Source organism: Methanobacterium sp. (assembly GCA_016222945.1).
Classification (GTDB): Archaea; Methanobacteriota; Methanobacteria; order Methanobacteriales; family Methanobacteriaceae; genus Methanobacterium_D.
In genome coordinates this window covers 129,541-152,702 of the sequence record JACRPY010000002.1, presented here as the reverse complement: position 1 = coordinate 152,702, position 23,162 = coordinate 129,541, and the positions used below count along the sequence as shown (strand labels likewise).

The 23,162-nt window shown below is 34.7% G+C and carries 17 protein-coding genes; 7 read left to right on the top strand and 10 right to left on the bottom strand.

Annotated features, from left to right (window positions below):
• Positions 1 to 6: 6 nt before the first annotated feature.
• The 4 genes from HZC47_00725 to HZC47_00710 form a co-directional block, all read right to left on the bottom strand.
• Positions 7 to 564, bottom strand: coding sequence for a hypothetical protein (locus HZC47_00725; protein MBI5679413.1), 558 nt, complete (start codon positions 562 to 564; stop codon positions 7 to 9).
• A gap of 128 nt (positions 565 to 692) precedes the next feature.
• On the bottom strand, positions 693 to 1,382 hold the full coding sequence (locus tag HZC47_00720; protein MBI5679412.1) for a hypothetical protein: 690 nt from the start codon (positions 1,380 to 1,382) through the stop codon (positions 693 to 695).
• 33 nt (positions 1,383 to 1,415) lie between these two features.
• Positions 1,416 to 2,486, bottom strand: coding sequence for a TIGR00303 family protein (locus HZC47_00715; protein MBI5679411.1), 1,071 nt, complete (start codon positions 2,484 to 2,486; stop codon positions 1,416 to 1,418).
• A 154-nt stretch (positions 2,487 to 2,640) separates the two neighbouring features.
• Positions 2,641 to 5,919, bottom strand: a complete 3,279-nt coding sequence (locus tag HZC47_00710) for an Ig-like domain repeat protein (protein ID MBI5679410.1) — start codon at positions 5,917 to 5,919, stop codon at positions 2,641 to 2,643.
• Between the two features lie 497 nt (positions 5,920 to 6,416).
• Between HZC47_00710 and HZC47_00705 the strand changes: the two genes are divergently transcribed.
• Positions 6,417 to 8,048, top strand: coding sequence for a bifunctional N(6)-L-threonylcarbamoyladenine synthase/serine/threonine protein kinase (locus tag HZC47_00705; protein ID MBI5679409.1), 1,632 nt, complete (start codon positions 6,417 to 6,419; stop codon positions 8,046 to 8,048).
• Between the two features lie 45 nt (positions 8,049 to 8,093).
• On the opposite strand, the gene HZC47_00700 is transcribed toward HZC47_00705, so the two are convergent.
• The gene (locus HZC47_00700; GenBank protein MBI5679408.1) at positions 8,094 to 8,849 is read right to left on the bottom strand and encodes a hypothetical protein; all 756 of its coding nucleotides are present in this window, start codon (positions 8,847 to 8,849) and stop codon (positions 8,094 to 8,096) included.
• 109 nt (positions 8,850 to 8,958) lie between these two features.
• Here HZC47_00700 and HZC47_00695 point away from each other — a divergent pair, with 109 nt between their 5' ends.
• The 4 genes from HZC47_00695 (at position 8,959) to HZC47_00680 (ending at position 12,821) form a co-directional block, all read left to right on the top strand.
• Positions 8,959 to 9,543 (top strand): XTP/dITP diphosphatase, encoded by a 585-nt coding sequence (locus tag HZC47_00695; protein MBI5679407.1) that lies wholly within the window; start codon positions 8,959 to 8,961, stop codon positions 9,541 to 9,543.
• A gap of 252 nt (positions 9,544 to 9,795) precedes the next feature.
• Positions 9,796 to 10,197, top strand: coding sequence for a 30S ribosomal protein S15 (locus tag HZC47_00690; GenBank protein MBI5679406.1), 402 nt, complete (start codon positions 9,796 to 9,798; stop codon positions 10,195 to 10,197).
• Positions 10,187 to 11,524 (top strand): DHH family phosphoesterase, encoded by a 1,338-nt coding sequence (locus HZC47_00685; protein ID MBI5679405.1) that lies wholly within the window; start codon positions 10,187 to 10,189, stop codon positions 11,522 to 11,524. Before HZC47_00690 ends, HZC47_00685 begins: the two co-directional genes overlap by 11 nt.
• Before the next feature lie 100 nt (positions 11,525 to 11,624).
• The gene (locus tag HZC47_00680; protein ID MBI5679404.1) at positions 11,625 to 12,821 is read left to right on the top strand and encodes an aconitase X catalytic domain-containing protein; all 1,197 of its coding nucleotides are present in this window, start codon (positions 11,625 to 11,627) and stop codon (positions 12,819 to 12,821) included.
• A gap of 16 nt (positions 12,822 to 12,837) precedes the next feature.
• Here the strand turns inward: HZC47_00680 and HZC47_00675 are convergent, their stop codons facing one another.
• The 5 genes from HZC47_00675 to HZC47_00655 are packed head-to-tail and all read right to left on the bottom strand — an operon-like array spanning position 12,838 to position 19,753.
• Complete coding sequence (locus HZC47_00675) at positions 12,838 to 13,437, bottom strand: hypothetical protein (protein ID MBI5679403.1); 600 nt, start codon at positions 13,435 to 13,437, stop codon at positions 12,838 to 12,840.
• Positions 13,428 to 13,805 carry a hypothetical protein gene (locus HZC47_00670; protein ID MBI5679402.1) on the bottom strand — a complete coding sequence of 126 codons (378 nt, stop codon included), beginning with the start codon at positions 13,803 to 13,805 and terminating at the stop codon, positions 13,428 to 13,430. Before HZC47_00670 ends, HZC47_00675 begins: the two co-directional genes overlap by 10 nt.
• A 33-nt stretch (positions 13,806 to 13,838) precedes the next feature.
• Positions 13,839 to 14,219, bottom strand: coding sequence for a hypothetical protein (locus HZC47_00665; protein MBI5679401.1), 381 nt, complete (start codon positions 14,217 to 14,219; stop codon positions 13,839 to 13,841).
• Positions 14,216 to 14,824: a hypothetical protein gene (locus tag HZC47_00660; protein ID MBI5679400.1), complete on the bottom strand. Its 609-nt coding sequence runs from the start codon at positions 14,822 to 14,824 to the stop codon at positions 14,216 to 14,218. The genes HZC47_00665 and HZC47_00660 overlap by 4 nt, the downstream gene beginning before the upstream one ends.
• A gap of 27 nt (positions 14,825 to 14,851) precedes the next feature.
• Positions 14,852 to 19,753: a DUF11 domain-containing protein gene (locus HZC47_00655; protein MBI5679399.1), complete on the bottom strand. Its 4,902-nt coding sequence runs from the start codon at positions 19,751 to 19,753 to the stop codon at positions 14,852 to 14,854.
• Between the two features lie 223 nt (positions 19,754 to 19,976).
• Between HZC47_00655 and HZC47_00650 the strand changes: the two genes are divergently transcribed.
• Positions 19,977 to 22,244, top strand: coding sequence for a DEAD/DEAH box helicase (locus HZC47_00650; GenBank protein MBI5679398.1), 2,268 nt, complete (start codon positions 19,977 to 19,979; stop codon positions 22,242 to 22,244).
• Between the two features lie 164 nt (positions 22,245 to 22,408).
• Complete coding sequence (locus tag HZC47_00645; protein ID MBI5679397.1) at positions 22,409 to 23,137, top strand: tRNA (adenine-N1)-methyltransferase; 729 nt, start codon at positions 22,409 to 22,411, stop codon at positions 23,135 to 23,137.
• Positions 23,138 to 23,162 lie beyond the last annotated feature (25 nt).

The window sequence follows — 23,162 nt, the reverse complement described above, 5'->3', positions numbered from 1 at the left end:
CATTTTTTAGTCTATGTCACCTTTACGGCTTAAAATAGTGTTAGCTACAAGCATAGTGGATATCATGACGAAAATAGTAAGTCCCATTAACTCTATAGGGTCATGAATTCTCTGGGCCCAGTACATGGATATTACAAGGAAACATATGAATACTAGAGTTATATACCATGACCATGTTACAGCCAGAGTCCCTATTTTCCTTAGACGCTCATCCCTGGCTGTTTTCTCCATTCCCATATAAGCAAAGAAGCTGGAAACATAGACTATAATTCCTAATAGTAGTCCAATGGCTGTAAAATCGTTCATCGTCTTTGTAGCCATTAAATATAGCGAATCAACTATTAATATAGCTGATCCAATCCATATGCCTATTTTATACATGTCATAATTCCTGCCAAGTTTATTGTTTTCCTTTTTTTCTCCATTTTTAGCTTTATCATAAACAGGAGATAAAAAGAACATGAAAAATGCAAAAAACGCATAATACACTGGATCTCCTAAAACATATCCTAATAATCCCAAAATACCCAGCAATCCCCAGAAAAAGTTGAATTTAACTTCCATTTTTATCACTTCCTTTATTTATTTTACTTAAAAGTTATTTATTTACAACATAATGTTATAAATTTCTAACTCGATGTTGTATAATTCTAACATAATCCTATTTAAAACTTTCGATTTTCAATTAAAAGTTAAAATATTAAAACAGAATATGCACCAAAATAAAATTCATACCAGGAGATATAATGATTTGTGAGTATATAAACCCACCATGTGCTCCAGAAAACCTCTAAAATAGCTGCAACAGCTAAAAGTAATATAATTTTTAAAATTAGAGGCAAAACTTCATGTAAAATTCTCTTTTTAAAAATATTAACGTCAGCCTGTTTTATTAGGTGTATAACAGATCCATAAAACTTAATGAATGCATCTATTGCTAAAAGAGAAGCTAAAATTTCAAGCAAAAGGTGAAATGATCCTAAAAGTATTAGAATAGCCTTTAAAATTCCATATTTTCCAATAAGTACCACTGTAAGAGAACCAGTAAATGCAAATAAACCAATTAATACTGAAGAAATTATCGCAACACCTGTAAAAATACATAAAATAATTGTTTTAAGATTATTTAAGAAAATATTAAATGAAACAGCACCTAAATAATAAACAAACTGATTAATAAAATAATTAAACGAAATAAATACAGGTAAGTTTATTTTAAGCTCTATATTCCCCAGAAAAAAGCCATAATAAAAAAAAGATGCCGTATAAGATGGTAAAATTATAGTAAAAATTAAGCCTGCAATGTAAAATAAAATAAAAACTAAAAAAGAGTATTTAGATGGTAAAAACCCTATAAAGAATTTTTTTACATTTTTAATCAATTTTTTTTGATTTATCATGACTAAAAACAAATTTTAAAATATTTTTTTACATAAATCCTCAATATTTAATCTTATATCATCAATAGATTCGCCTTTTAACATTGAAACCATCATAGCTCCGCCAGCACCTACACCCTCCTTTACAGAGCCATTTAAATAGCTTTTAAGTCCAGGAACCTGTGATTTTTCAAATTCAGGGTCAACTGCAAAAATAGAGATATCTCCAATTTGCCTGGTAATATGATTAATATCTGATGTTTCATCCTCTGCAACAAAAATTGTTGTTGAAATACATAATTTAGAAAAATCAAATTCATTTTGAACTCCTTTAATAACAGAACACACTGCAGTCATCTGTGTACCTCCAGCAAGTGTGACTGGAACTTCAGATCCAATTACAATTCCTGCAACAGCGGGGATCATTGGATCTCCTACAATTTCAACTGCACGCAAAGCATCCTCTACAACATCGCCTTCTTTATATCCTGCAGCTTGCAAACCTTCTAATACTACTTCATGCTTTAAATCATGGGGATTCTCAGGCATGCTTCCGCTCACCTTCATCCGGGCATCATATCCCAGTGCAGTTAAAACTCCTAATGCTGTAGTTGTTCCTGCAGGTGTGCTTTCTCCAATTACAAGATGATCTGTGAGTTTTGATAAAGTTTTACCCAGTAAAATACCATTTTCAAATATTTTTCTTGCATCAGGAACCGCATTTCCCAATCTTATATCTTCACCAGGTTTTTCATTTAATTTAATATATGGAACATCTGGTTTTATTGCAGCACCAGCATCTGCAACCATTATAGGAATATCTGCAATATTTAAGGATGCTTTTGTTATTACAGCCGGTGTTGGTGCTGGTGCATCTCCCACCACTGTTTGCGGGATTTCTGCCAAGCATCTTGGTTCTCCATGAATCACAAGCTCAAGATCTGCAGCAGGAGTATAGTCCGTAAGTTCTGGTGTAACACCTGCACCAGTGATTCCTGGAATATTGGAAGTTTTAGTGCTTGCAATCACGCATAAAAATAAAGGATTAGTATTTTGAAGTTCATTAAGGATTTTTGATGAGCCGTAACATTTTATATTTTTATTCATTATCACACCTGCTTTTTGCATATAGCATGATTTGATATAATCATAGAAAAACGTTGCTATACTTCAATAATTAAAAATAAAGTATCCAGTTAAAACAAATTTTTCAAAATAAGAAATAAAAAAAAATAAAAAATGGGGTGTGAGGAAAATTGGTTTATCCCTCATTTTGTCTTCTTTTACCTGCTAACAAGAACCATAACAGTCCACCGACTATTAAAAGCAGAATTATTATCCACCAATAGGATAACAACCAATTCCCACCTGTTTCGGGCGCTGTTCCATACGAATACGGAGTAGCACCAGCCGTAGTAGGTGCGGGAGTTGCTGCCTGTAGTCCATTTCCTGCAATTCCTGCAGTTCCAGTTGTTCTCACTGCTCTAACTGTAACAGGTACTGCTTGCGCGTTAACTGTTATAGATTGAATGTTGCTGTTTAATGTCGGATCGTAGGTTGCTGTGTTTACAACAGGGTTAATGTTGAAACTACCAGGGTTAAGGAACCTCACATTGGCATAGAGCCAAGGATCAGTGTTCGCTTTTACATCACCAAGATTCCAAGTAATTGTTCGAGTAGCTGCGTTGTAGGAGTAAGTATTGTCACCACTAAGATTCACCAATTCCATTCCAACCGGTAAAACATAGGTAAACACAACTTTTTGTGCTGTATCAGGTCCTTTGTTCCCTAACTTGAAAGTAATGGTCACAATCTGACCCACAGTAGGATTAGTGTTACTAACTGTAGTTAAAACATAAACACTTGACTGAGGCACTTTAAGCGCTCCCATTCCATTTGCAGCAGCATATTTATCATCTGCAGCAAATGCAGCTTCTATGTTATAAGTTCCACCTACAAGATTAATAGTATAAGGCAAAATAGCCACACCATCACTATCTGTAGTACCAAAACCAGGAACACTAACATCGTTTACTTTAAAAGTAACTTTTCTACCAACAACAGGCACATTACCATGAACCGTGTCCACTAAAGTAGCTTTCAAGTCCACAGTCTCACCTTTATTACCAGTAACATCACTAACTGACAAACTAGTTGAAATAGGGTTTACTGTTAAAACTTTGCCGTCATTTGACCCTGCATACTTAGTATTATCAGTTAAGAATATACCTACTAAAGTATGTGTTCCTACATCCTGAGTTATGGTATAAGGCAATGTAGCCACACCATTAATATCAGTAGTTGCAGTATCAACATCGACACCATCTATTTTAAACAGAACAGTCTGACCAGAAACAGGCGCATTACCATGGCCCGGAGCTGTATCCCTTAATGTAGCACTCAATGTAGTAGGGTAATCCTTATAGCCATATGCTGGATTAACAACCAAACTAGTCGGAATCAAATTCACAATTAAATCATTAGCACCGTTAGATGTGATATACATATCATCACCAGCAAACGAGGCTGTTATGTAACCTGAATATGTTCCTGCGTTTTGAGCAATAGTATATGACCAAGTAGCCACACCATCCGGATTTCCATCTGAACCTGTAACGTCAGACCCAACTAAAACACCGTTTACGTAGAAATTAACTGTCCTACCATTAACAGGCGCATTACCATGACCTGGAGCAATATCTCTTAAAGTAGCTGTTAAAGTAGTAGGGTACTCCTTATAGCCAGAAGCTGGATCAACTGTTAAACTAGTCGGAACCTTGTTCACTGTTAAAGTACCATCAGGGCTGGTTGATGAAACTGCATACTGAGGATCGAATGGAAATGTCACGTCCGCGTGGATATTGTAAATTCTTGATAACAAAGTTGGAGTAATAGTATTGCCTATTTGACCGTTAACATCTGTGAGACCCATCCACCAATACGGAGTATCCAGTATTTGGACTGCAACCCACGCATTTTGAATAGGTGCAAGAGTGTCCTGTCTCACTACAGTCGCGATTATAGTAACAGGATCTCCAACGTAAATAGTAGGACTATTTACAGTTATAGTAGTTGGAATAAGAGGGTTAATCACGATATTTGCAGGTCCTACTGTCTGAGTTGGTTGATTAGAATCAGCTACCAAAACATGAGAAGTTCCCACAGCATCTGATGTGAATGTAGTTGTTGCCTGGTTGTTGTTAGAAACTGCTGTAGTTGTACTGAGTGTTCCTAAAGGTGTGCCCTGGAAACTGAAAGTTACAGGGATACCGTTCGGTACACTATATGAAAATTGAGCTGTAACTGTTGATTGTTGACCAACATAAATAGGACTTGGTGATGCAGTTATACTGAGTGTTGTCCACGGACTAACATTCACATTACCATCTACACGTGAAGAAGGGTTTGAATTTGAACCCCACCAGTTGTACTGTGCTTCAACAGAGAGTATAAGTCCTGTTTTCCTGATATCGTATTGGCCGTTGTTTAGAATATAGTTGTAGTGTATATTTACTGATGATAAAATAGATACGTCAGCAAAAACTCCACCTACTTGGCCAGAACTCCCGTAACTACCGGAACTTCCAGGATTTCTTCCTGTTCCACCCAGACCAGGGTTACCTCTGGTTCCAGAATTATTATTAGTTAGAATACTTCCAGTTAAGTCTAAATTGGCTGTATTAGAAGCAGTACCTCCATTATGGATACCTCCTCCGTTACCACCGTTACCACCGTTACCACCGTTACCAGCATAATTACCAGTGATAGTACTAGAAATTACAGTTACAGTCCCTTTGTTGTTGTCGATACCTCCTCCGAGGCCACCGTTACCACCGTTACCACCGTTACCAGCGACGTTATAATTAGTAGTAATGGAATATCCGTTACCACCGTTACCACCGTTACCAGCGTAGTTATTTGAAAGGATACAGTTGTTTTCTATTTTCAGTGTTCCTGTGTTATAAATAGCTCCACCGTTACCACCGTTACCACCGTTTCGACCATAACGGTTACCAATACCAGAAGCACCGTTACCACCGTTACCACCGTTACCTGCTCGAGAATTTGTAATAGCACAGTTATTAATTGTTAAAGCACCATTGTTAACAATAGCTCCACCGTTATCACCGTCACTTCCAGGGTTTCCTGTAGTTCCCGCAGCTCCATTTGGTGCCTTTCCGTTTGTAATAGTTAAATCTGATATGGTTACTGTATAAGTTGGATTGATTGTGAATACTCTAGCATTATTTCCAGCATTAATTGTGGTTAGACCTTGACCCGCACCTCTAATATTCACGTTTTTACTAATGGTGATGTCATAATCTTTGTGTGTGGGATCTGTGTAAGTGCTAAAAGTTTCTGGGGCAAGAATTACAGTGTCAGTACTTGTAGCACTTGCACGATCAATTCCCCAACTAATAGTTTTATAGGGATTATCTATGGTTCCAATCCCTGTAGCATCGTTTCCATTTGTGTCATTAACATAAATATCAGCAGCACTTGCCGCTCCAAGAATAGTAAGTGTGAATAGAATAGTCAATGTAATCATTAGTAGTTTTTTTGTTAATTTTTTTTGCGTATTTTCACCTCCTTTATGCCCGTTAAAAAATAATCGTTTTAGTAAAAAATGAGTTTTTACTAACAATGTTTATTTTCAAACAATGATAAAAACATTTCTATATGTTTTGTGACCTTTTTCACTTAAACCGTGTGAATCCCAATTAGTTTAGGAGTGATGACACTAATTTATACAAATTTTATCCTATATTTTAACAAAACAGCACGATGTATGACTTATTTAAATATATATGCCACTAACCAATTAATTATAAAATAAATACTTTAAAATTTAAGCTATTATCATCATAAACTCTATAAAAATATGTGAATTAAGTATAAACATATATATCATCCATATATAAACATCAAACCATCTAATCCCTCTTAAATATTAAATAAATTTTTAGATTCTCGTGAAAAATAAAGTGTTTATGTAATTAAAATATAATGATTACATTGACAAGAACTATTAATCGAGTGATAAAATTGATCTGTATCGGAATAGAAGGAACAGCAGAAAAAACAGGCGTGGGAATCGTTGATTCAGAAGGAAAAATATTAGCTTCATGTGGAAAACAATTAATCCCAGAAAGCGGAGGAATCCACCCTCGAGAAGCCGCAGAACATCATGCAGCATCAATCGTTCCCCTCATAAAAGAAGCATTACAAGAATCTAAATTAAATATTGAGGATATAGAATTAGTTGCTTTTTCCAGAGGCCCTGGACTTGGACCTGCACTTAGAACCACTGCAACAGCTGCAAGATCCCTTGCAATATCACTAAACGTTCCAATTATTGGAGTTAACCACTGTATAGGGCATGTTGAAATAGGAAGACTTACAACAGGAGCTGAAGACCCATTATCATTATATGTAAGCGGTGGAAACACCCAGGTAATAGCATATGAAGCTGAAAGATACAGAGTATTCGGAGAAACCCTGGATATAGCTATGGGGAATTGCCTTGACCAGTTTGCACGTGAAGTGGGGCTTGGACATCCTGGCGGCCCCAAAGTTGAAGAAATGGCCAAAAAAGCAAATAAATATATAAATTTTCCCTATGCAGTTAAAGGTATGGATCTCTCCTTTTCAGGAGTTTTAACTGCAGCTTTAAGAAAATATGAATCAGGAGCAGCATTAGCAGATGTTTGTTACAGTTTACAGGAAACAACCTTTTCCATGTTAGTTGAAGTTACAGAACGTGCCCTGGCCCATACAAAAAAGCAGGAAGTCATGCTTTGCGGCGGAGTTGCTGCAAACAGCCGATTGAGGGAAATGATCAGTATAATGGCAGAAGAACACTATGCACAGTTTTACATGCCTCCAGTTAAATACTGCGGCGATAATGGAGCTATGATTGCCTGGATGGGTCAATTAATGTATAAGCATGGATTAAAACAGAAAATAAAGGATACTACAGTTATTCAAAAGTATAGAACAGACCAGGTTGACGTTCCCTGGATGCATAAATCAAAAAAACATTTAACTTTACCTGCTGATATCATAGAAAAAGGAGCAGAAGCTAACCTATATGAAGGCAAATGGCTAAATCATGATGCTTTTATCAAGGAAAGAATTCCAAAAAGCTACAGAATTCCAGAAATTGACCATCGCCTGAGGAAAGAAAGAACCAAAAAAGAGGCCAAGCTTTTAAGTGAAGCAAAAAGATGTGATGTCAAAACACCGCTGATTTATGACATAAATAAAAAAGAAAAATCTCTGACTTTAGAAAAAATAGATGGAAAAACCATAAAAAACGTTTTTGAAGATGCATCACTGGATGAAATCCAGGAAATCTCTCTAAAAATCGGTTCAGATATAGCTAAACTGCACAACTGCAGTATAATTCACGGCGACCTTACAACATCTAATTTAATTTTAAAAGACGGTAGAATTGTATTTATAGATTTCGGGCTTGGGAAAAATTCAGATTTAATTGAAGATAAAGGTGTAGACATTTTAGTATTTAAAAAAGCAATTTCAGGGATACATTACAAAATTGCAGACACTTGTTTTGTTGAGATCTTAAAAGGGTATGAGAATGCAAATGATTACAGCAAAATAGTTAAAAAAATTGAAGAAATCGAAGGTAGAAGTCGTTATACCTGAACATTTTAGCATGATCTTTTTAAAACGTGATTAAAATACATTATTTTAATAATTTTCTTCCTTATCTAAAGCTTCAAAGATAAACCGCGGCCTATTACCGTATTCTTTTATATATTCTTCAATTTTTTCATCACTAACCGCACCAGGATGACTTCTAATGATTTTCATCATTTCTTCAGAGGTATAGGATATTAAAACCACGTCAAATAATTTTTTAAGTAAAAAAACCAAAATTTTAGATATAAAACCAAAATCCGTTAAAATATCATAGCGGACTCCCCTAAACTTCAGTACCCACGATGTTTGAGAAACAACATTAACATTTTTCAAATCTTTACGGTGTTTAAGATATTCATACAACACTCTAAAATAGAAGGGGAATGTACTGGGTCCATTTTCTTCAGTCCAAAGTCCCAGACCTACTTTATCCTTATCAATGTATTCTGAATCAAGGAATGGATCTGCAAAAAGAATCAAATCATACTTTGAAGCCATCTGATAAACTTCTTCTCGGGATTTAGCCTGCATATCCTTTTTCAGAGTATCCCAAAATATCCGGAACACCTTAGAAGGTTTAGTATCTGTATCTATAAATAAATAAGCATCATAAATATCAAGATCAAGTAAAGAAAGTGCCTGGTATATATTAGCCGATTTGCCAGTGCCTGGCGCACCCAAAACAAGTACAAAACGTCCTTTAGATGTTTTTAAAGTTTTCAATACATTGTATAGTTTATAAAAGGATGCAGTCTTTATAAAGCTTCCATTATCTTTTGCTGAGAGAACCTTGTGCTTAGCCATTGATATTATATGGGTGTAGTTAGTATTGATATTTTTTTTGATATTTTTTCATTTAATCCAAAGAGATAAGTGAATAAAGATATAAAAATATTCTTATTAAGATAAGTTAATGTCGAAGTGGTATAAAGTGGTCAGAGTCATTAAGTTTATAACTGGTAACGAACAGAAAGTAAAAGAAGCCAAAGGAATTTTTGAAAAATTTGGCATTGAACTTGAGCATATAGATCTTGGATATCCTGAAATACAGGGAGATCTGGAAGATGTAGCCAAATACGGCGCAAAATATGCTGCAAGTAAATTAAAAGGGCCTGTAATAGTAGAAGATGCTGGTCTTTTTATTAAAGCCTTAAATTGGTTTCCAGGGACGTATTCGTCCTATGTGCAGGAAACTCTAACTAATAAAGGCATTTTAAAGCTCATGAATGATGTTGAAGACAGGTACGCCGAGTTCAGGTCGGTTGTTGGGTATTGTACGCCCAAATCCGAGCCCGAGATTTTTTTAGGCACTGTCAGTGGACATATTGCATACAAAGAGCATGGAAATCATGGATTTGCCTATGACCCGCTTTTTATTCCAAAAGGATATGATAAAACCTTTGGAGAGCTTGAAACAAGTAAAAAAAATGAATTTTCTCATAGGTATAGATCACTTGAGAAATTTGCATTATGGTTAAATGAAATGCAACGTGATTAAACCTACAAAACAGAGTTTTGTGCATCAAAACCAATGATTTTGATAGCCTACAAAGTTTCGGTTTGTGGCATCAGAATTCATAGAATTTTGATAGCCTACAAAGTTTCGGTTTGTGGCATCAGAATTCATAGAATTTTGAAAGCCTGCAAAAACTACATTTTATGGCCAAGAACATGTTTTCTACGGTTTTGTGGCCAAAATGCTTTGAAAATTCTAATTAAACTAACAGATTAAAATTAGGGGTGATTAATAATGACAGTAAAGCCTGAATGGATTGAATATTCAAATGAAGAAATTGAAGAATTAATTTTAAAATTTAGAAAAGAAGGTAACTCTACAAGTAAAATTGGAATAATTTTAAGAGACCAATACGGAATTCCAGATGTAAAACTCATAACTGGAAAGAAAATAACCAAAATACTTGAAGACCACGGACAAGAACTGGAATACCCAGAAGACCTAATGAACCTCATAAGAAGAGCAGTAAACATAAGGGACCACCTAACTGAAAACCCAAAAGACCTGCACACCAGAAGAGGTTTAAGAATCATCGAATCCAAAATAAGAAGATTGGTAAGATACTACGTAAACGAAGGAGTACTTCCTGAAGGATGGAGATATGACCCAAGAAGCGCAGCACTCCTTGTCAAATAGGGCAGATGAAGCCTGTTCTCTTTTAAAAGAGCATATAGATAAGGATCATATTGTGAGAGTCATCTCTCACAATGATGCTGACGGATTATCCGCTGCTGGAGTAATGTGCAATGCAATCTCCAAACAAGGCGGAAAATTCCATGTTACAATAGTTCCCAGACTTAAAGAGGAAAATATAAAAAAGCTCAGGGAAGAAAGATACAAACTATTTGTTTTTTGTGATATGGGAAGTGCTTATGTAGATTTAATAAGCAAACTCAAAGGAAATTCCATAATATGCGATCATCACCAAATACCTGGAGAAGATGGTGAAAAATATGAAAATTTAGTCCATGTTAACCCCCATCTCTTTGGTATGGATGGTACTCGCGATGTAAGCGCGTCAGGAGTATCTTATCTATCAGTAAGGGGAATGGAAAACGTGGAACTTTCAGGGCTTGCCCTGGTAGGTGCATTTGGAGATATGCAGTGCAGTGACGAAATCCAGAGTATAAACAAGATTATACTTGATGAAGGAATTAAAGCTAACGTTATTGAGGAAAGAGAAGACCTTAAAATAAGCTACAAGAAAGAAGAACCAGTTTATAAGTCATTAGCATATACATTTAACCCTGCCTTAAAAGGTATTTCAGGAGACCCTGACGGTGCTAAATCATTCTTACAAGAGCATGGATTGTCTTATGGCATTAAATTTGAAGATTTAGCTCCAGAAGAAAAAGATCTTTTAAAAGACGAGCTTATTAAAATAAACACTAAAATATTTGATAAAATTTACAGTGTTCCCAGAGAAGCTCCCCCATTAAAGGAAATAGAAGATTATTCCAGAATCCTTGATGCCTGCGGAAAAAATAAGAAGTATGGTACAGGTTTAAGCATTTGTATAGGTGAACGAGAACCTTCACTAAAAGAAGGAATTGAATTAGCCAAAAAATACAGAGACAGCCTGGTAAAAGGAATAGACTGGATTAATAAAGAAGGTTCTATCCATTTAAACCATATACAATATATTTACACAGATGATAAAGCTAAAAAGAAGTTGATGGGCACAATATCAAGTATTGGACTTGAACTTGAAATATTAGACCCTAATAAACCAGTTATTGCAATATCTAAGATGCATGACATCATAAAAATATCTGGAAGAACCACCATGCCTATGATTAAAAAAGGAGTAAACCTCGGATATGCTCTCGGAGAAGCTGCAAAAAGCTTTAATGGAGCTGGAGGCGGCCATACCATAGCTGCAGGAGCAGTAGTGCCCTTTAAAGACATGGATAACTTCACAGATATTGTTGATGAAATCGTTGGAAACCAAATCAGCCAATAAAACCATTAAAAGGGTATTTTAATTTATATTTTTAGTTTAAAATCAAAAAAGATAATTTGAATCTCAAGTTGAATTAAATAAAAATAGATAGCTAAATTCAGTGATTTTTATGTATCTTACACCACAAGAAGAAAAAATGGAAGCAGGAGAATACGGACCTGCAGTCCAAAAAAGTATGGAAATTTTAGTGGCTTTAGGCAATATTTACAACGCAGAAAAGCTGGTTAACATTACATCTGCCCAAATATCTGGTGTTTCCTATAAAACTATTGGAGATGCCGGATTAGAATATTTAGAAGACATGGCAAAAGATGCTAAGATAATAGTTCCATCCACCCTGAATCCTGCTGGTGTTGACCTTGAAAGGAGAGACCTTGGATTTAGTGATGAATTCACAAAAAAACAGTTGAAGATAATTGAAGCTTACAGAAAAATGGATATCACCACCACCTGTACATGCACCCCTTATCTTGTTGGAAACGTCCCAATGAAGGGTGATCATGTTGCATGGTCTGAATCATCTGCTGTAGCCTATGTTAACTCAGTCATTGGTGCTAAAACAAACCGTGAAGGTGGACCTGGAGCGCTTTCAGCTGCAATCTGTGGAAAAACCGCTGAATATGGTTTTCATCTTGATGAAAATCGAAAAGCCAACTTAATTGTTGAAGTTGAAACTGAAATTAAAGGAGCTGACTACGGTGCTCTTGGCTATCTCGTGGGAAAAGCGGTTGGTGATGGTGTACCTTACTTTAAATTTAAAAATACATCATCTACAAACGATCTTAAAAGCATGGGGGCTGCATTAGCTTCATCAGGTGCTGTAGCATTGTATCATGTTGAAAATTTAACACCAGAATATAAAGAAGCTCTCCAGGGATTAGAAACCAGTGATTTAGAAAAAATAAGTGTTGATAGAGCAGAAATCAATGAAACAAGAGAAAAACTATCAACAACAAGTGAAAAACCCGATTTAATCTGTTTAGGATGCCCACATGCATCAATTGATGAAATAAAAAACATTGCAAGTAAGGTAGCTGGAAAACAGCTTAAAAATGAATTATGGGTTTGCACATCTATTGGAGTTAAAGCTGCAGCTGACAGAATGGGTTATACCAATATAATTGAGAAAGCTGGTGGAAAACTGGTTTGCGATACCTGTATGGTGGTTGCACCAATCGAAGAACTTGGATTTAAAGTTATTGGAGTTGATTCAGCTAAAGCTGCCAATTATGTGCCCAGCATGTGCGGATTAGATGTTGTTTTTGATGACTTCGAGAATATGATTGATGAGGAATGATCTTAATTTTTTTTCTTTATAACTCTTTTTTATATTTTAATTTACCACCACACTCACAGGTGTCTGAAAAATCATTTGGTGATTCATCTGGCTGTAATTGGTAGTAACTGTTACATTTTCCACATATAAGATAACCTTCACTCTGTTGAGGAGTATAGCCTTCAATATTTCTAATTCTCTCAGGAATAGCTTTATACTCAGTCACATCAGTCTTAATCAACTTAAAAAAAGTTTTATACGCCCTAACCACATCTTTTTCTTCAATCTTTTGCCTACTATCATTCACCGCGCTACAACCAGCAAGAGTCAAAATAAAAAGATCCTCTGTAGACCTATAAGTAGAAAGCGACCCCACTCTTTCGCCTAAATCAGGATAATCCAAAACAAAATACATTACTTCAAACATTATATCCATTAATTTTTTGTATAATTCTTTAGTGTTTTTGTCTTCCCATTTGATTTTTTTAAGTGCTTGAAAATATTCTGGAGTAGGTTCAGGTAGCTCATTGAGATTCACACTATCAAAATCATCTAAAGCAAATATAATTCGTTCATCAAGCCGACTAAAGTAAATATTTAAAAAATCATCCCAATTTGTGGCTCTATTTATAAACATGCAATAGTAAACTCAATAAAACTATAAATAGAAAGAAACTGTTTGGCAGTTACCAAAGAACGGCCAATAATAATGGCAAAAAATCCACCAAACATTAAATTATCCCTGGCAAGTTTCAATATCCGCACTTGAAGCAACTCATCCAAATCAAAAACCCTTTCCCTCGAAACATCATTCTCCAAATTAACAGCATCAATCAATTCAATATAAAGCCCCGATTCTTTCATATCCTTAATTTCTACTAAAACCTCATCCAAACCTTCAACATCACAACCCTCAAGATAACTAAAAAGTCTATTAATATCCTTAATTCCTCTTTCCCGTTCTTTTTCGTCAGCCATTTGTTCAATTTTTTCTAAGAGTCCCATAATACCTCCTAATAATTAAATTGCTCATATTCATCATACATCTCTAAATCTATAAGCTATCACAGTAAATATAACGCCGTAAACAAGTAAAAATGCTGAAAATAGTATATCTCCTGTAAAATTATTGATTAACGCCATTAAAGGAGGTATCACTGAAAAGCCCATAATCAATTTAATAAAATTATTTTCAAGCTCTATTGTCCATTTTTCTTTAAATGCCTTTCTAACTACATAAAAACTCGGTATTAAACTAAATACAATTAAAATCATTATAATTTTTATGAAAAATACATATGGCAAAAAATCTTGACGAATGATACTTAAAGCCGAATTTGGGAAATAAAAAAACTTGATTGTCTGTCCAATTACTAATAAATAAAATACAATGATTAAAAGAATTTCCTTACCCTTCATTTTTCAAAAAACCCCACATAATTATTTTTACCCTTCTTTTTGTAATTTAAACCTTCATAATCATCATGTCTTAACTTAAGAGGAAATTGATTCAAATCCAAATCATTCTCCCTAATAAATACAATTCCATAATCAATAAGCTCCTGCACAACCCTTTTAATATCATTATCGTATTTTTTCCCCAAAATACGCCTATAAGTTGTATTATTCCAAGCAAGGAATAAATAGAAACTAGGCACTGCTATTATAAATCCAAATAAAAGAGTGTTAAAAAGACTTAAATTGAATAATATTATGGCTGCTGTGGATACTCCTAATACTGAAAATATCCAAATATCCAAAGAGTAAGAACATAATCTTTTATTTTTAACATCATCCTTTAAATCATCTTTAAAAAAAGCATCCAAAGTTTTTCGGGTTTGTTTATATAACTCAGGATTATTTTTAACGAAATAATTTCGTTTATTCGTAAATAACAGTTCAAAAACGGTTTTAAAAGGATATGGACCAACTCCCACTGGTACGGGACATCTACGATTTTCTAACATCATTATATAGAAACACAAACCTCCAACCATTTTATCTATTTGAATATTCTCTGACATGATTCTCTTCCCATCATAATTAGTACTTCATGGTTTACGTTCTTTATCATTATGTTTATCCATTAATGACTTAAAGCTTAAAATAATGTACCATATATATAATAACATAGCTGAGATGAAGCCTGTAGCAATTATAGCAGCACTACAAGCTAAAACAGCTGCCGCAAGATACTCTGTTTTAGAATCAGCTGCATTGAAAAGTTTCTTTCCTTCATTAATAAAAGGCTTCATTACCTTTTTTAGCAGGCCATATAATATTGGGGGCACTAACAAGTCATCTGGGAATGATCCCACTTCTAAAAAAAGTTTTAAAAATTCTGATGCATAATCTGTTTCATCTCCTGTATTATATTGAGCTGAAACATTTTCTCTAACAGTTAAAATATCTTGTCCAACTCTACTTGAAGGTTGCTGTTCTGGTGGGTTTTGATCATCAGGCTTTTGAGGTGGAGTTGGCGGAGTATCTGGAGTAGGAGGTACAATATTATCTGGGAAGTTGTAAGGATATTTATTCAAATTATCAGGAATATTAGCTGGATTCAGGGAATTAACCCCGTAATTCGCCCCATTATTACCGGGATTAGGATCATACATTCCTGAAGAAGCTCCTGCAGACCAAAACCTAACCACACCAGTAGAAGTTGAACTAATACTCTTTGTAACTGGTAAATCACCATTAACACTAACCACATTCACAAAATAACCAGAATCAACCGCTTGTAAAACTAATTCTAATGCTGCACTGCCACCAACCTGTAAATTACCTATACTCCAAACACCAAGACTTGAATCATATGTTCCTTGTCCTTGACTGCTCAGTAACTTCAAACCAAAAGGTATTTTATAATTTACTTTTACATTCGCCGTATTGGGACCATTATTCACAGCTTGTAAGGTTAATTTTACTGTATCCCCTGGATTTAAACTACTTGCATTACCTGTGATTGTTATGCCCAGATCAGCACTTAAAACATTCGAATCCACATTTTTAACGGTTAAATCATAAACCACAGGCAAATAAGTACCACTAAACCTCTCAAGAACAACCTCCACATCCAAATATCTTCCACTTGGAGTTAACCTTAAATTAGCCCCATTAATCACATCTTCCCAAGCCGACCAGCTTGATTTATCATTAGAACTTCTTGCACGCACTGTTATTTTTGTGCCTTGTGGCTCGTAACCATTCCAGCCGATAGTGCCCCAATAAGCGTTTTCAATCCCTGAATCGTGGATTACATTCCAGGTACCTCTATCATAACTGTTTAAATATGGAGAAGTCATTGTACCTGATACTGCATGGGCAGTGGAAGGCAAAAGTTTAGAAAGGTCCACACCATTAATTTCAGGGTCAACACGATGAATATAATTATCAGCAGAATCTATAACCCATATTTTACCATTACTATCCCTACTCAGCCCAGAAAATGTTAATCCTTGTTGAATATTAGCTATTACATCCCCATTATGAGAATATCTGGTTAATCTACCTGTTTTTCCATAAAACCAGTGGTCATAATATTCAGCAAGCCAAACATCGCCATCAGAACCTATTAAAATAGACCCCCAATGCATATAAGAAAGTGTTTTAGTCCAATCAATATTTCCAGAAGTTGTGTTCAACCGGGAAAACCTGTTATTGGGCCAAAACGCAGGATAATAACCATAAATATAAAGATGCTCATCATTATCTAAAGCAAGAGTATAAATAACATATCCCACATCTTTAACCGCCACAGACCCAGTAACTGTATCTAAACGCAGTAAATTGTTACCACCAGACCATATCACCCCATTATTATCCATTACAGCATATGATGACGCGTGATTATAGGATGAAATATCCACCGTCCTTAATATCTGGCCATTTGAACCATTAATATAATAAAAAGTCTTGTTTTCATTATGCCCTGCCCAGATATTACCATCTGCATCTAAAATCAGAGAACTTATACCCATCCCATAATTAGCATAACCTCCCTTGTAATCACCAGGTTTATACACTCCTTCCTTGCCTGGTATTAAAATCACTTCATACAAAACACATTCATCTTGACCCCAGTTTAAAATCTCATTATCAGTTATAATACCATTATTATCCAAATCCCTGGATGTTTCGATTTTTCCATTATTATTACGGTCAATGTAACCCTTATTTTCATATAAACCAATTTTAACAAGAGAACCTGTCACCCTATTAGAAACCCAGCAGCAGCCTTGACCATCAACAACAATCCTTGAAGGAGACGCCCCTGCACCAGGATTTGTCCTATACCGAGCCACTTCCTGACCTGTACGCACATCAACCTTAGATACTGTACCCTGATTACTGTTAGGAACCCAAATATAATTTCCAGCAGAATTAGATGAATTATATAACTGTAATTTACCCTCAGAACCATTCACATTATTATAAACTCCTTTATTAAAATCATCTGTAGAATTATAAGTTCCAGGGTCTGCAGCACTTACATTACCCACTAAAAGCAGTGCAAAAAACAATACTATAAACAATGCAAGCCATTTATTTGGCCTGATTTTATCATTATTTTTATTAAGATAAGCTGCAAAGAAAATAAACAAAATAGCAATGCCTGAAAAATTCAAAGGCACCCCTGTATCCTGCATAGGCACAGAACTACCCTTCTTTCTATTTGGTGGTGGAATATTACCACGCTGTGCTGAATAATCCCATTTACTACCATACCTACTCCTCTTCGAGGTTTTCTTATAACCAGAAACCACATTAACAGGTGCACCTATATTTGAAGTTGGAAAATTCAAACTCAATGAAGCAACAGCACCAGAAGCAAGAGATCCCACATACCACAATCCACTACTATAAAAACCCTGAGAAGTATTGGAAGTAGCACCTCCAGGAAGAGAAGTTTGCACACCCACATTAAAAGCATGATCAGGACCATTATTTCTCACAAATAAGGTTGGCTTACCATTCACTGTGCCGCTTACAAGCTCTATATTAGAAACAGGAACATAAAAACCAGCACTTGATGAAGAAGAAGGAGTAGGGTCATATTCTTCATGTGTTTCACTGGCATTATAAACAATATTCCTGCTTGTAAGATCTGAAGTCACAACACCCTTAACTTCTAAAACAGCCATTTCACCAGGATTTAATGTACCTACAATCCACACATTATTAACAAGAGAGCCATGTGATGGGTTTTCTGGTGTAAATCCAGTTGGTATTTGAGGATAAATCCGAAGATTAGTGGCAGGGTCCAAACCAGTATTAGTTACCACTGTAATGAATCTAACTGTATCTCCCAGTTTTGGTGTGGGATTATCTATAGTGTTTGTCAAAGTGACATCAGCACTTAAAGTCCTAACACTTAAATCATAAAGCACAGGAGAAACACTACCTTTAAACCTTTCAAATTCAACATTCACCTCTAAAAACCTGCCCCGTGGTGTTAAACCAAGAAGAACACCATTAGTCACATCTTCCCATGCTGACCAATTTGTTTTATCATTAGAGCTTCTCGCTCTTACAGTTATTCTAGTACCCTGCGGTTCAAAACTATTCCAAGATATTGCCCCCCAAAGCACATTATTAACCTCAGAATCATGAATTACTCGCCAGGTACCTTTATTACTGGTGATGGTGTTAGAAAGCACCCCAGTCATATCACTGTAACCGTAATGAGTACCTCCAACGAGTCTTTTAGATAATTCAATTCCGTTTACGATATCCTCTGAATTAACTTTTTCAGGGTTAATACGGTGAATGTATTCATCGCCATTATCCACCACCCATAATTTACCCTGGTTATCGGCAGAAACTCCTGTAGGGGTATTTCCAACAGGTATTGTTGCTTTAATATCACCATTATTAGAATAACGAGTTACAGTACCCTGTACATTGTTAGCAGACCAAATATCGCCATCATCAGTAACTGTAATTCCCTGAGCATAAGCTGCAGTTTTAGTCCACTCAATTATGCCTGTAAGAATATTTATTCTAGTAATTCTATAATAATTTAATCCTGAAACAAATAAATGGTTATTTCTATCCAATGCTAATCCATAAGCTGTGTGCGGAACATTAATTCTTGTAAATGAATCATTTGAAGTGTCTAATCTTAAAACATTATTTCCTGTATTTCCAGAAGACCATAAAATCCCATTTTGATCAATAACAGCACCATAAGGACTGTGATTTACTGATGAAACATTTACTGTCCTTATTATTTGGCCAGTTGAACCGTTGATGTAATAATATTTTTGTGTTCCATAAGTTCCAATCCATATATTATTTTGAGAGTCAATAGCCAATCCTCTTGGCCCTGGATTATAATAATCGTTAGCATAAGTCCCTTTATAACTTCCAGGAGTATAATTACCCTCACTACCTGGAATCAAAATAACTTCCCACAGTACACATTCATCCTGTCCCCATGGGAGTATTTCAATAATATCTGCACCAGTTACAGGATCCTTTGTGTTCATAATAACACCATCACCATTTAAATCGCGAGAAGTTTCAATAATACCGTTATTATTACGATCAAGATATCCTCCATTTTCAAAGAGCCCTATTTTAACTGCACTACCAATATTACGATTACCAACCCAACAACTACCCTCTAAATCAACAGTAGTTCTAGAAGGATTAGCATAAGTATAAGGCCCAGTACGATACCGAGCTATTTCTAATCCAGTTATAGTGTTAACTTTTGATACTGTACCTTCGTTACTGTTTGGAACCCAAATAAACGGATAATTAGACGAAGAAGAATTATTAGAAAGCTGTAACTGATTATCAGAAACATTCAAACCAGTTAAATTACCTTTCTTAAAATCATCATCTGTTGTATAGTTATAAGTGGTATTTGCTGCTGACGCTGCACTGCAAATTACAAGCAGAAAAACAGATAGAAAAATTGTAAATACCAATTTATATTTCATTTTAAAAAATCTCCATGTAACCTAATATTAAATTAAAATCATACCTCAACCATTTAAAAACTTTCTATTCGATTCAAATAGAAAATAATATATACAATAATAAGTAAAGATAATAAGTCAAATTCATAATAATATAATCATAAGATCCAATACTACTTTCTAATTTGAAAATTAATGAAATAACTAATCATTATTTTTATATCATCAAGTTCAATATATTCACATGCAAAAGTGGATAACCCATCCCCTGATTAAGGATCAAAAAATAGAATCACGACTTTACCAGCAAGTTCTCGCTGCTGATGTGCTTAAAAAAGGAAATAGCATGATAGTAGCACCAACAGCACTTGGAAAGACCATAGTAGCTGTTTTAGTTGCAGCAGAGCGGATCAAAAATTTTAAAGGTTCAAAAGTCTTAATTCTTGCACCAAGCAAACCTCTTGTTGTTCAACACGAAGAAAGTTTCAGAGAATTTCTAAATGTGCCTGCAACATCACTTACTGGTGATATTAAGCCAAAAGACAGAATAAAAAGATGGGATGATCATCAAATTATATGTGCAACTCCACAAACAATAGAATCCGATTTAATATCCTCCCGGTACACTTTAGAGGATGTATCACTCCTTGTTTTTGATGAATGCCACAGAGGTGTTGGTTCTTATTCCTATGTTTACTTAGCAGGTAAATATCAAAGAGAAAGTAAAAATCCATTAGTTCTTGGACTTACAGCATCTCCAGGCTCTGTTGAAGATAAAATAAATGAAGTATGTGAAAATCTTTTTATAAACGATGTGATCATAAAAAGTGAAGATGATAACGACGTTGTTCCCTACTTTAACCCTGTAGAAGTTAAATGGATTAAAATAGAGCTTAACGATGATCTTAAAGAAATAAAAAAGTCCATTGACATCACTTTAAAGGCGAAGCTGAACACCCTTAAAAAAATGGGTATCATAAAATCTATTAATATGAGTAAAAAGGATGTTTTGAAGGCAAAAGCAGTTGCTCAAAACAGAATTTCAAGAAGCAGCAACCCTCCAAAAAAGTGTTACCTGGCTGTTTCTGTTTTAACTGCGGTTATAAATATTATGCATTCATTGGAACTCCTGGAAACCCAGGGAATCATCACACTTGATAAATACTTTGAGCGTCTGCGTAAAAAAAGGACAAAGGCTGCAAAAAGTCTTCTTGTAGATGAAAATTTCAAAAAGGCAATTAGCCTTACAAAAATAGCTCGAAATAATGAAGTTGAACACCCTAAACTTCCAAAACTGGTAAAAATATTAAAAAAAGAATTAAAAAATAACGATGACTCTAAAATAATTGTTTTCACCCAGTTTAGAGACACTGTAGATAATATATTTGAAAAATGTATAGAAAATGACATTAAAGCTGTTAAATTTTTTGGCCAGGCTGCTAAAGAAGGTGAAAAGGGTTTAACTCAAAAAGAGCAGAAAAATGTAATTAAATCATTTAAAATGGGAGTTTACGATGTCTTGATCTCAACAAGTGTGGCTGAAGAAGGTATTGATATTCCTGCAGTGGACCTTGTAATCCTTTATGAGCCTGTTCCATCTGAAATACGGATGATACAACGTCGTGGAAGAACTGGAAGAAAAAATAAAGGTAAAATGTATATATTAATCACTAAAGGAACAAGAGACGAAGCTTATTACTGGTCAAGTATTAATAAAGAGCATAAAATGAAAAAACAGCTTTCAAAGAGGATTAAAAGGAATATTGCCCCTAATGAAATAGTAAAAATTGTTCCAAGAGAAGATGAAAACCAGGAAATCAGACCCCTAATTTATGCGGACTCCAGAGAAGGTAATTCCAAGGTTTTACGCGAATTAGACAAATTAAATGCAGAAATAGAAGTAAAAAGCCTTGCTGTAGCTGATTATCAGGTGAGTGATGAAGTAGCAATTGAGCGGAAAACTGCAAAAGATTTTATAGGCTCTATTATTGATAAAAGACTGTATCAGCAAGCCAAAGAATTGGTTGAAAATTTTAAAAAACCAGTGATAATTCTTGAAGGTGATGAGCTCTACTCCAGTTTTATCCATCCAAATGCAGTGAGAGGTGCTTTAGCTTCAATTGCAGTAGATTTTGGTATTCCTATTATTCCAACTCGATCTATGGAAGATACAGCTGCAATGATTGTAAGAATTGCAATTAGAGAGCAAATACATGAAAGACCTGAAATTAAAATTAGAACTGAGAAAAAACCATTGACATTATATGAACAGCAGCTTTATATCATAGAATCATTGCCTAATATCGGCCCAGTTACAGCAAGAAAGCTACTTGAAGAATTTGGAACTGTAGAGAATGTTATAAATGCCTCCAAATCCGAACTAAAAAGTGTAGATGGAATTGGTGATAAGATAGCTTTAAAAATAAGAGAAGTTTTAAGCTCTGGTTTTATAAAAATTGGAAATAAAGAAAGCATAAAGCTCACAGAAATGAATAAAAATGATGAACAATAGGTTCAAATAAAATTATAGAATAAATAAAGAAATTATATTGGAAATAAAACATTTGAATAAATTATAGAATAAATATAAATAAAATATAGATATTATATGGTAAATAACAGGTTTAAACTAAATTATAAATTAAATGAAGATATTATAGATGAGGAGTGGAAAAATTGCGTATTTTAATGGATGAAAGAGGTAAAAAATATATAGCCCGTGATGAAGAATTTCACACTAATTTTGGTTTTATAAAAAAAGAAGATATGGAACAGGGCAAACCTGGAGATGTATTAAAAACTCATTTAGGACATGAATTTAAAGTTTTAAAGGCTAATATTAATGATTATATTGATTTAATGGAGAGAAAATGTTCAATCATACTTCCAAAGGATATTGGGATTATAACAGCCTATACTGGCATGGGATCAGGTGATCGGGTTATTGATGCTGGAACAGGGGCAGGAGCAACTGCACTCCATTTTGGAAACATTGTAGGTGAAAAAGGTTCTGTTTACTCCTATGAAATAAGAGAAGATTTTACAGAGATTGCAAAGCGTAATGTGACAAATTTTGGCCTTGAAAACGTTTATATAAACTGTAAAGATATAACTGAAGGAATTAATGAGGATAACGTCGATGTAATATTCTTAGACCTTCCTAAACCATGGGATGTTGTAGAATATGCAAAAGAATCTCTTAAAACTGGTGGATACATTGCAGCTTACACTCCTTACATTGAACAGGTTCAAATACTGCATAAAGTGCTTAAAAAATTTGAATTTTCTAATTTAAATACTATTGAATGTATTTTACGTGAAATTGAAGTAAAAGCGAAAGGTACAAGACCTAAAACAAGAGCTGTGGGTCATACTGGATATTTAACATTTGCAAGGAATCTTTAATTATATTTATTTATCCAATTAAATC

Bases quoted from the DNA above. Each gene is read 5' to 3' on its own strand.
- HZC47_00655 (MBI5679399.1), bottom strand. From the start codon at position 19,753: ATGAAATATAAATTGGTATTTACAATTTTTCTATCTGTTTTTCTGCTT.
- HZC47_00700 (MBI5679408.1), bottom strand. From the start codon at position 8,849: ATGGCTAAGCACAAGGTTCTCTCAGCAAAAGATAATGGAAGCTTTATA.
- HZC47_00725 (MBI5679413.1), bottom strand. From the start codon at position 564: ATGGAAGTTAAATTCAACTTTTTCTGGGGATTGCTGGGTATTTTGGGA.
- HZC47_00715 (MBI5679411.1), bottom strand. From the start codon at position 2,486: ATGAATAAAAATATAAAATGTTACGGCTCATCAAAAATCCTTAATGAA.
- HZC47_00695 (MBI5679407.1), top strand. From the start codon at position 8,959: ATGTCGAAGTGGTATAAAGTGGTCAGAGTCATTAAGTTTATAACTGGT.
- HZC47_00660 (MBI5679400.1), bottom strand. From the start codon at position 14,824: ATGTCAGAGAATATTCAAATAGATAAAATGGTTGGAGGTTTGTGTTTC.
- HZC47_00675 (MBI5679403.1), bottom strand. From the start codon at position 13,437: ATGTTTATAAATAGAGCCACAAATTGGGATGATTTTTTAAATATTTAC.
- HZC47_00650 (MBI5679398.1), top strand. From the start codon at position 19,977: ATGCAAAAGTGGATAACCCATCCCCTGATTAAGGATCAAAAAATAGAA.
- HZC47_00690 (MBI5679406.1), top strand. From the start codon at position 9,796: ATGACAGTAAAGCCTGAATGGATTGAATATTCAAATGAAGAAATTGAA.
- HZC47_00670 (MBI5679402.1), bottom strand. From the start codon at position 13,805: ATGGGACTCTTAGAAAAAATTGAACAAATGGCTGACGAAAAAGAACGG.
- HZC47_00665 (MBI5679401.1), bottom strand. From the start codon at position 14,219: ATGAAGGGTAAGGAAATTCTTTTAATCATTGTATTTTATTTATTAGTA.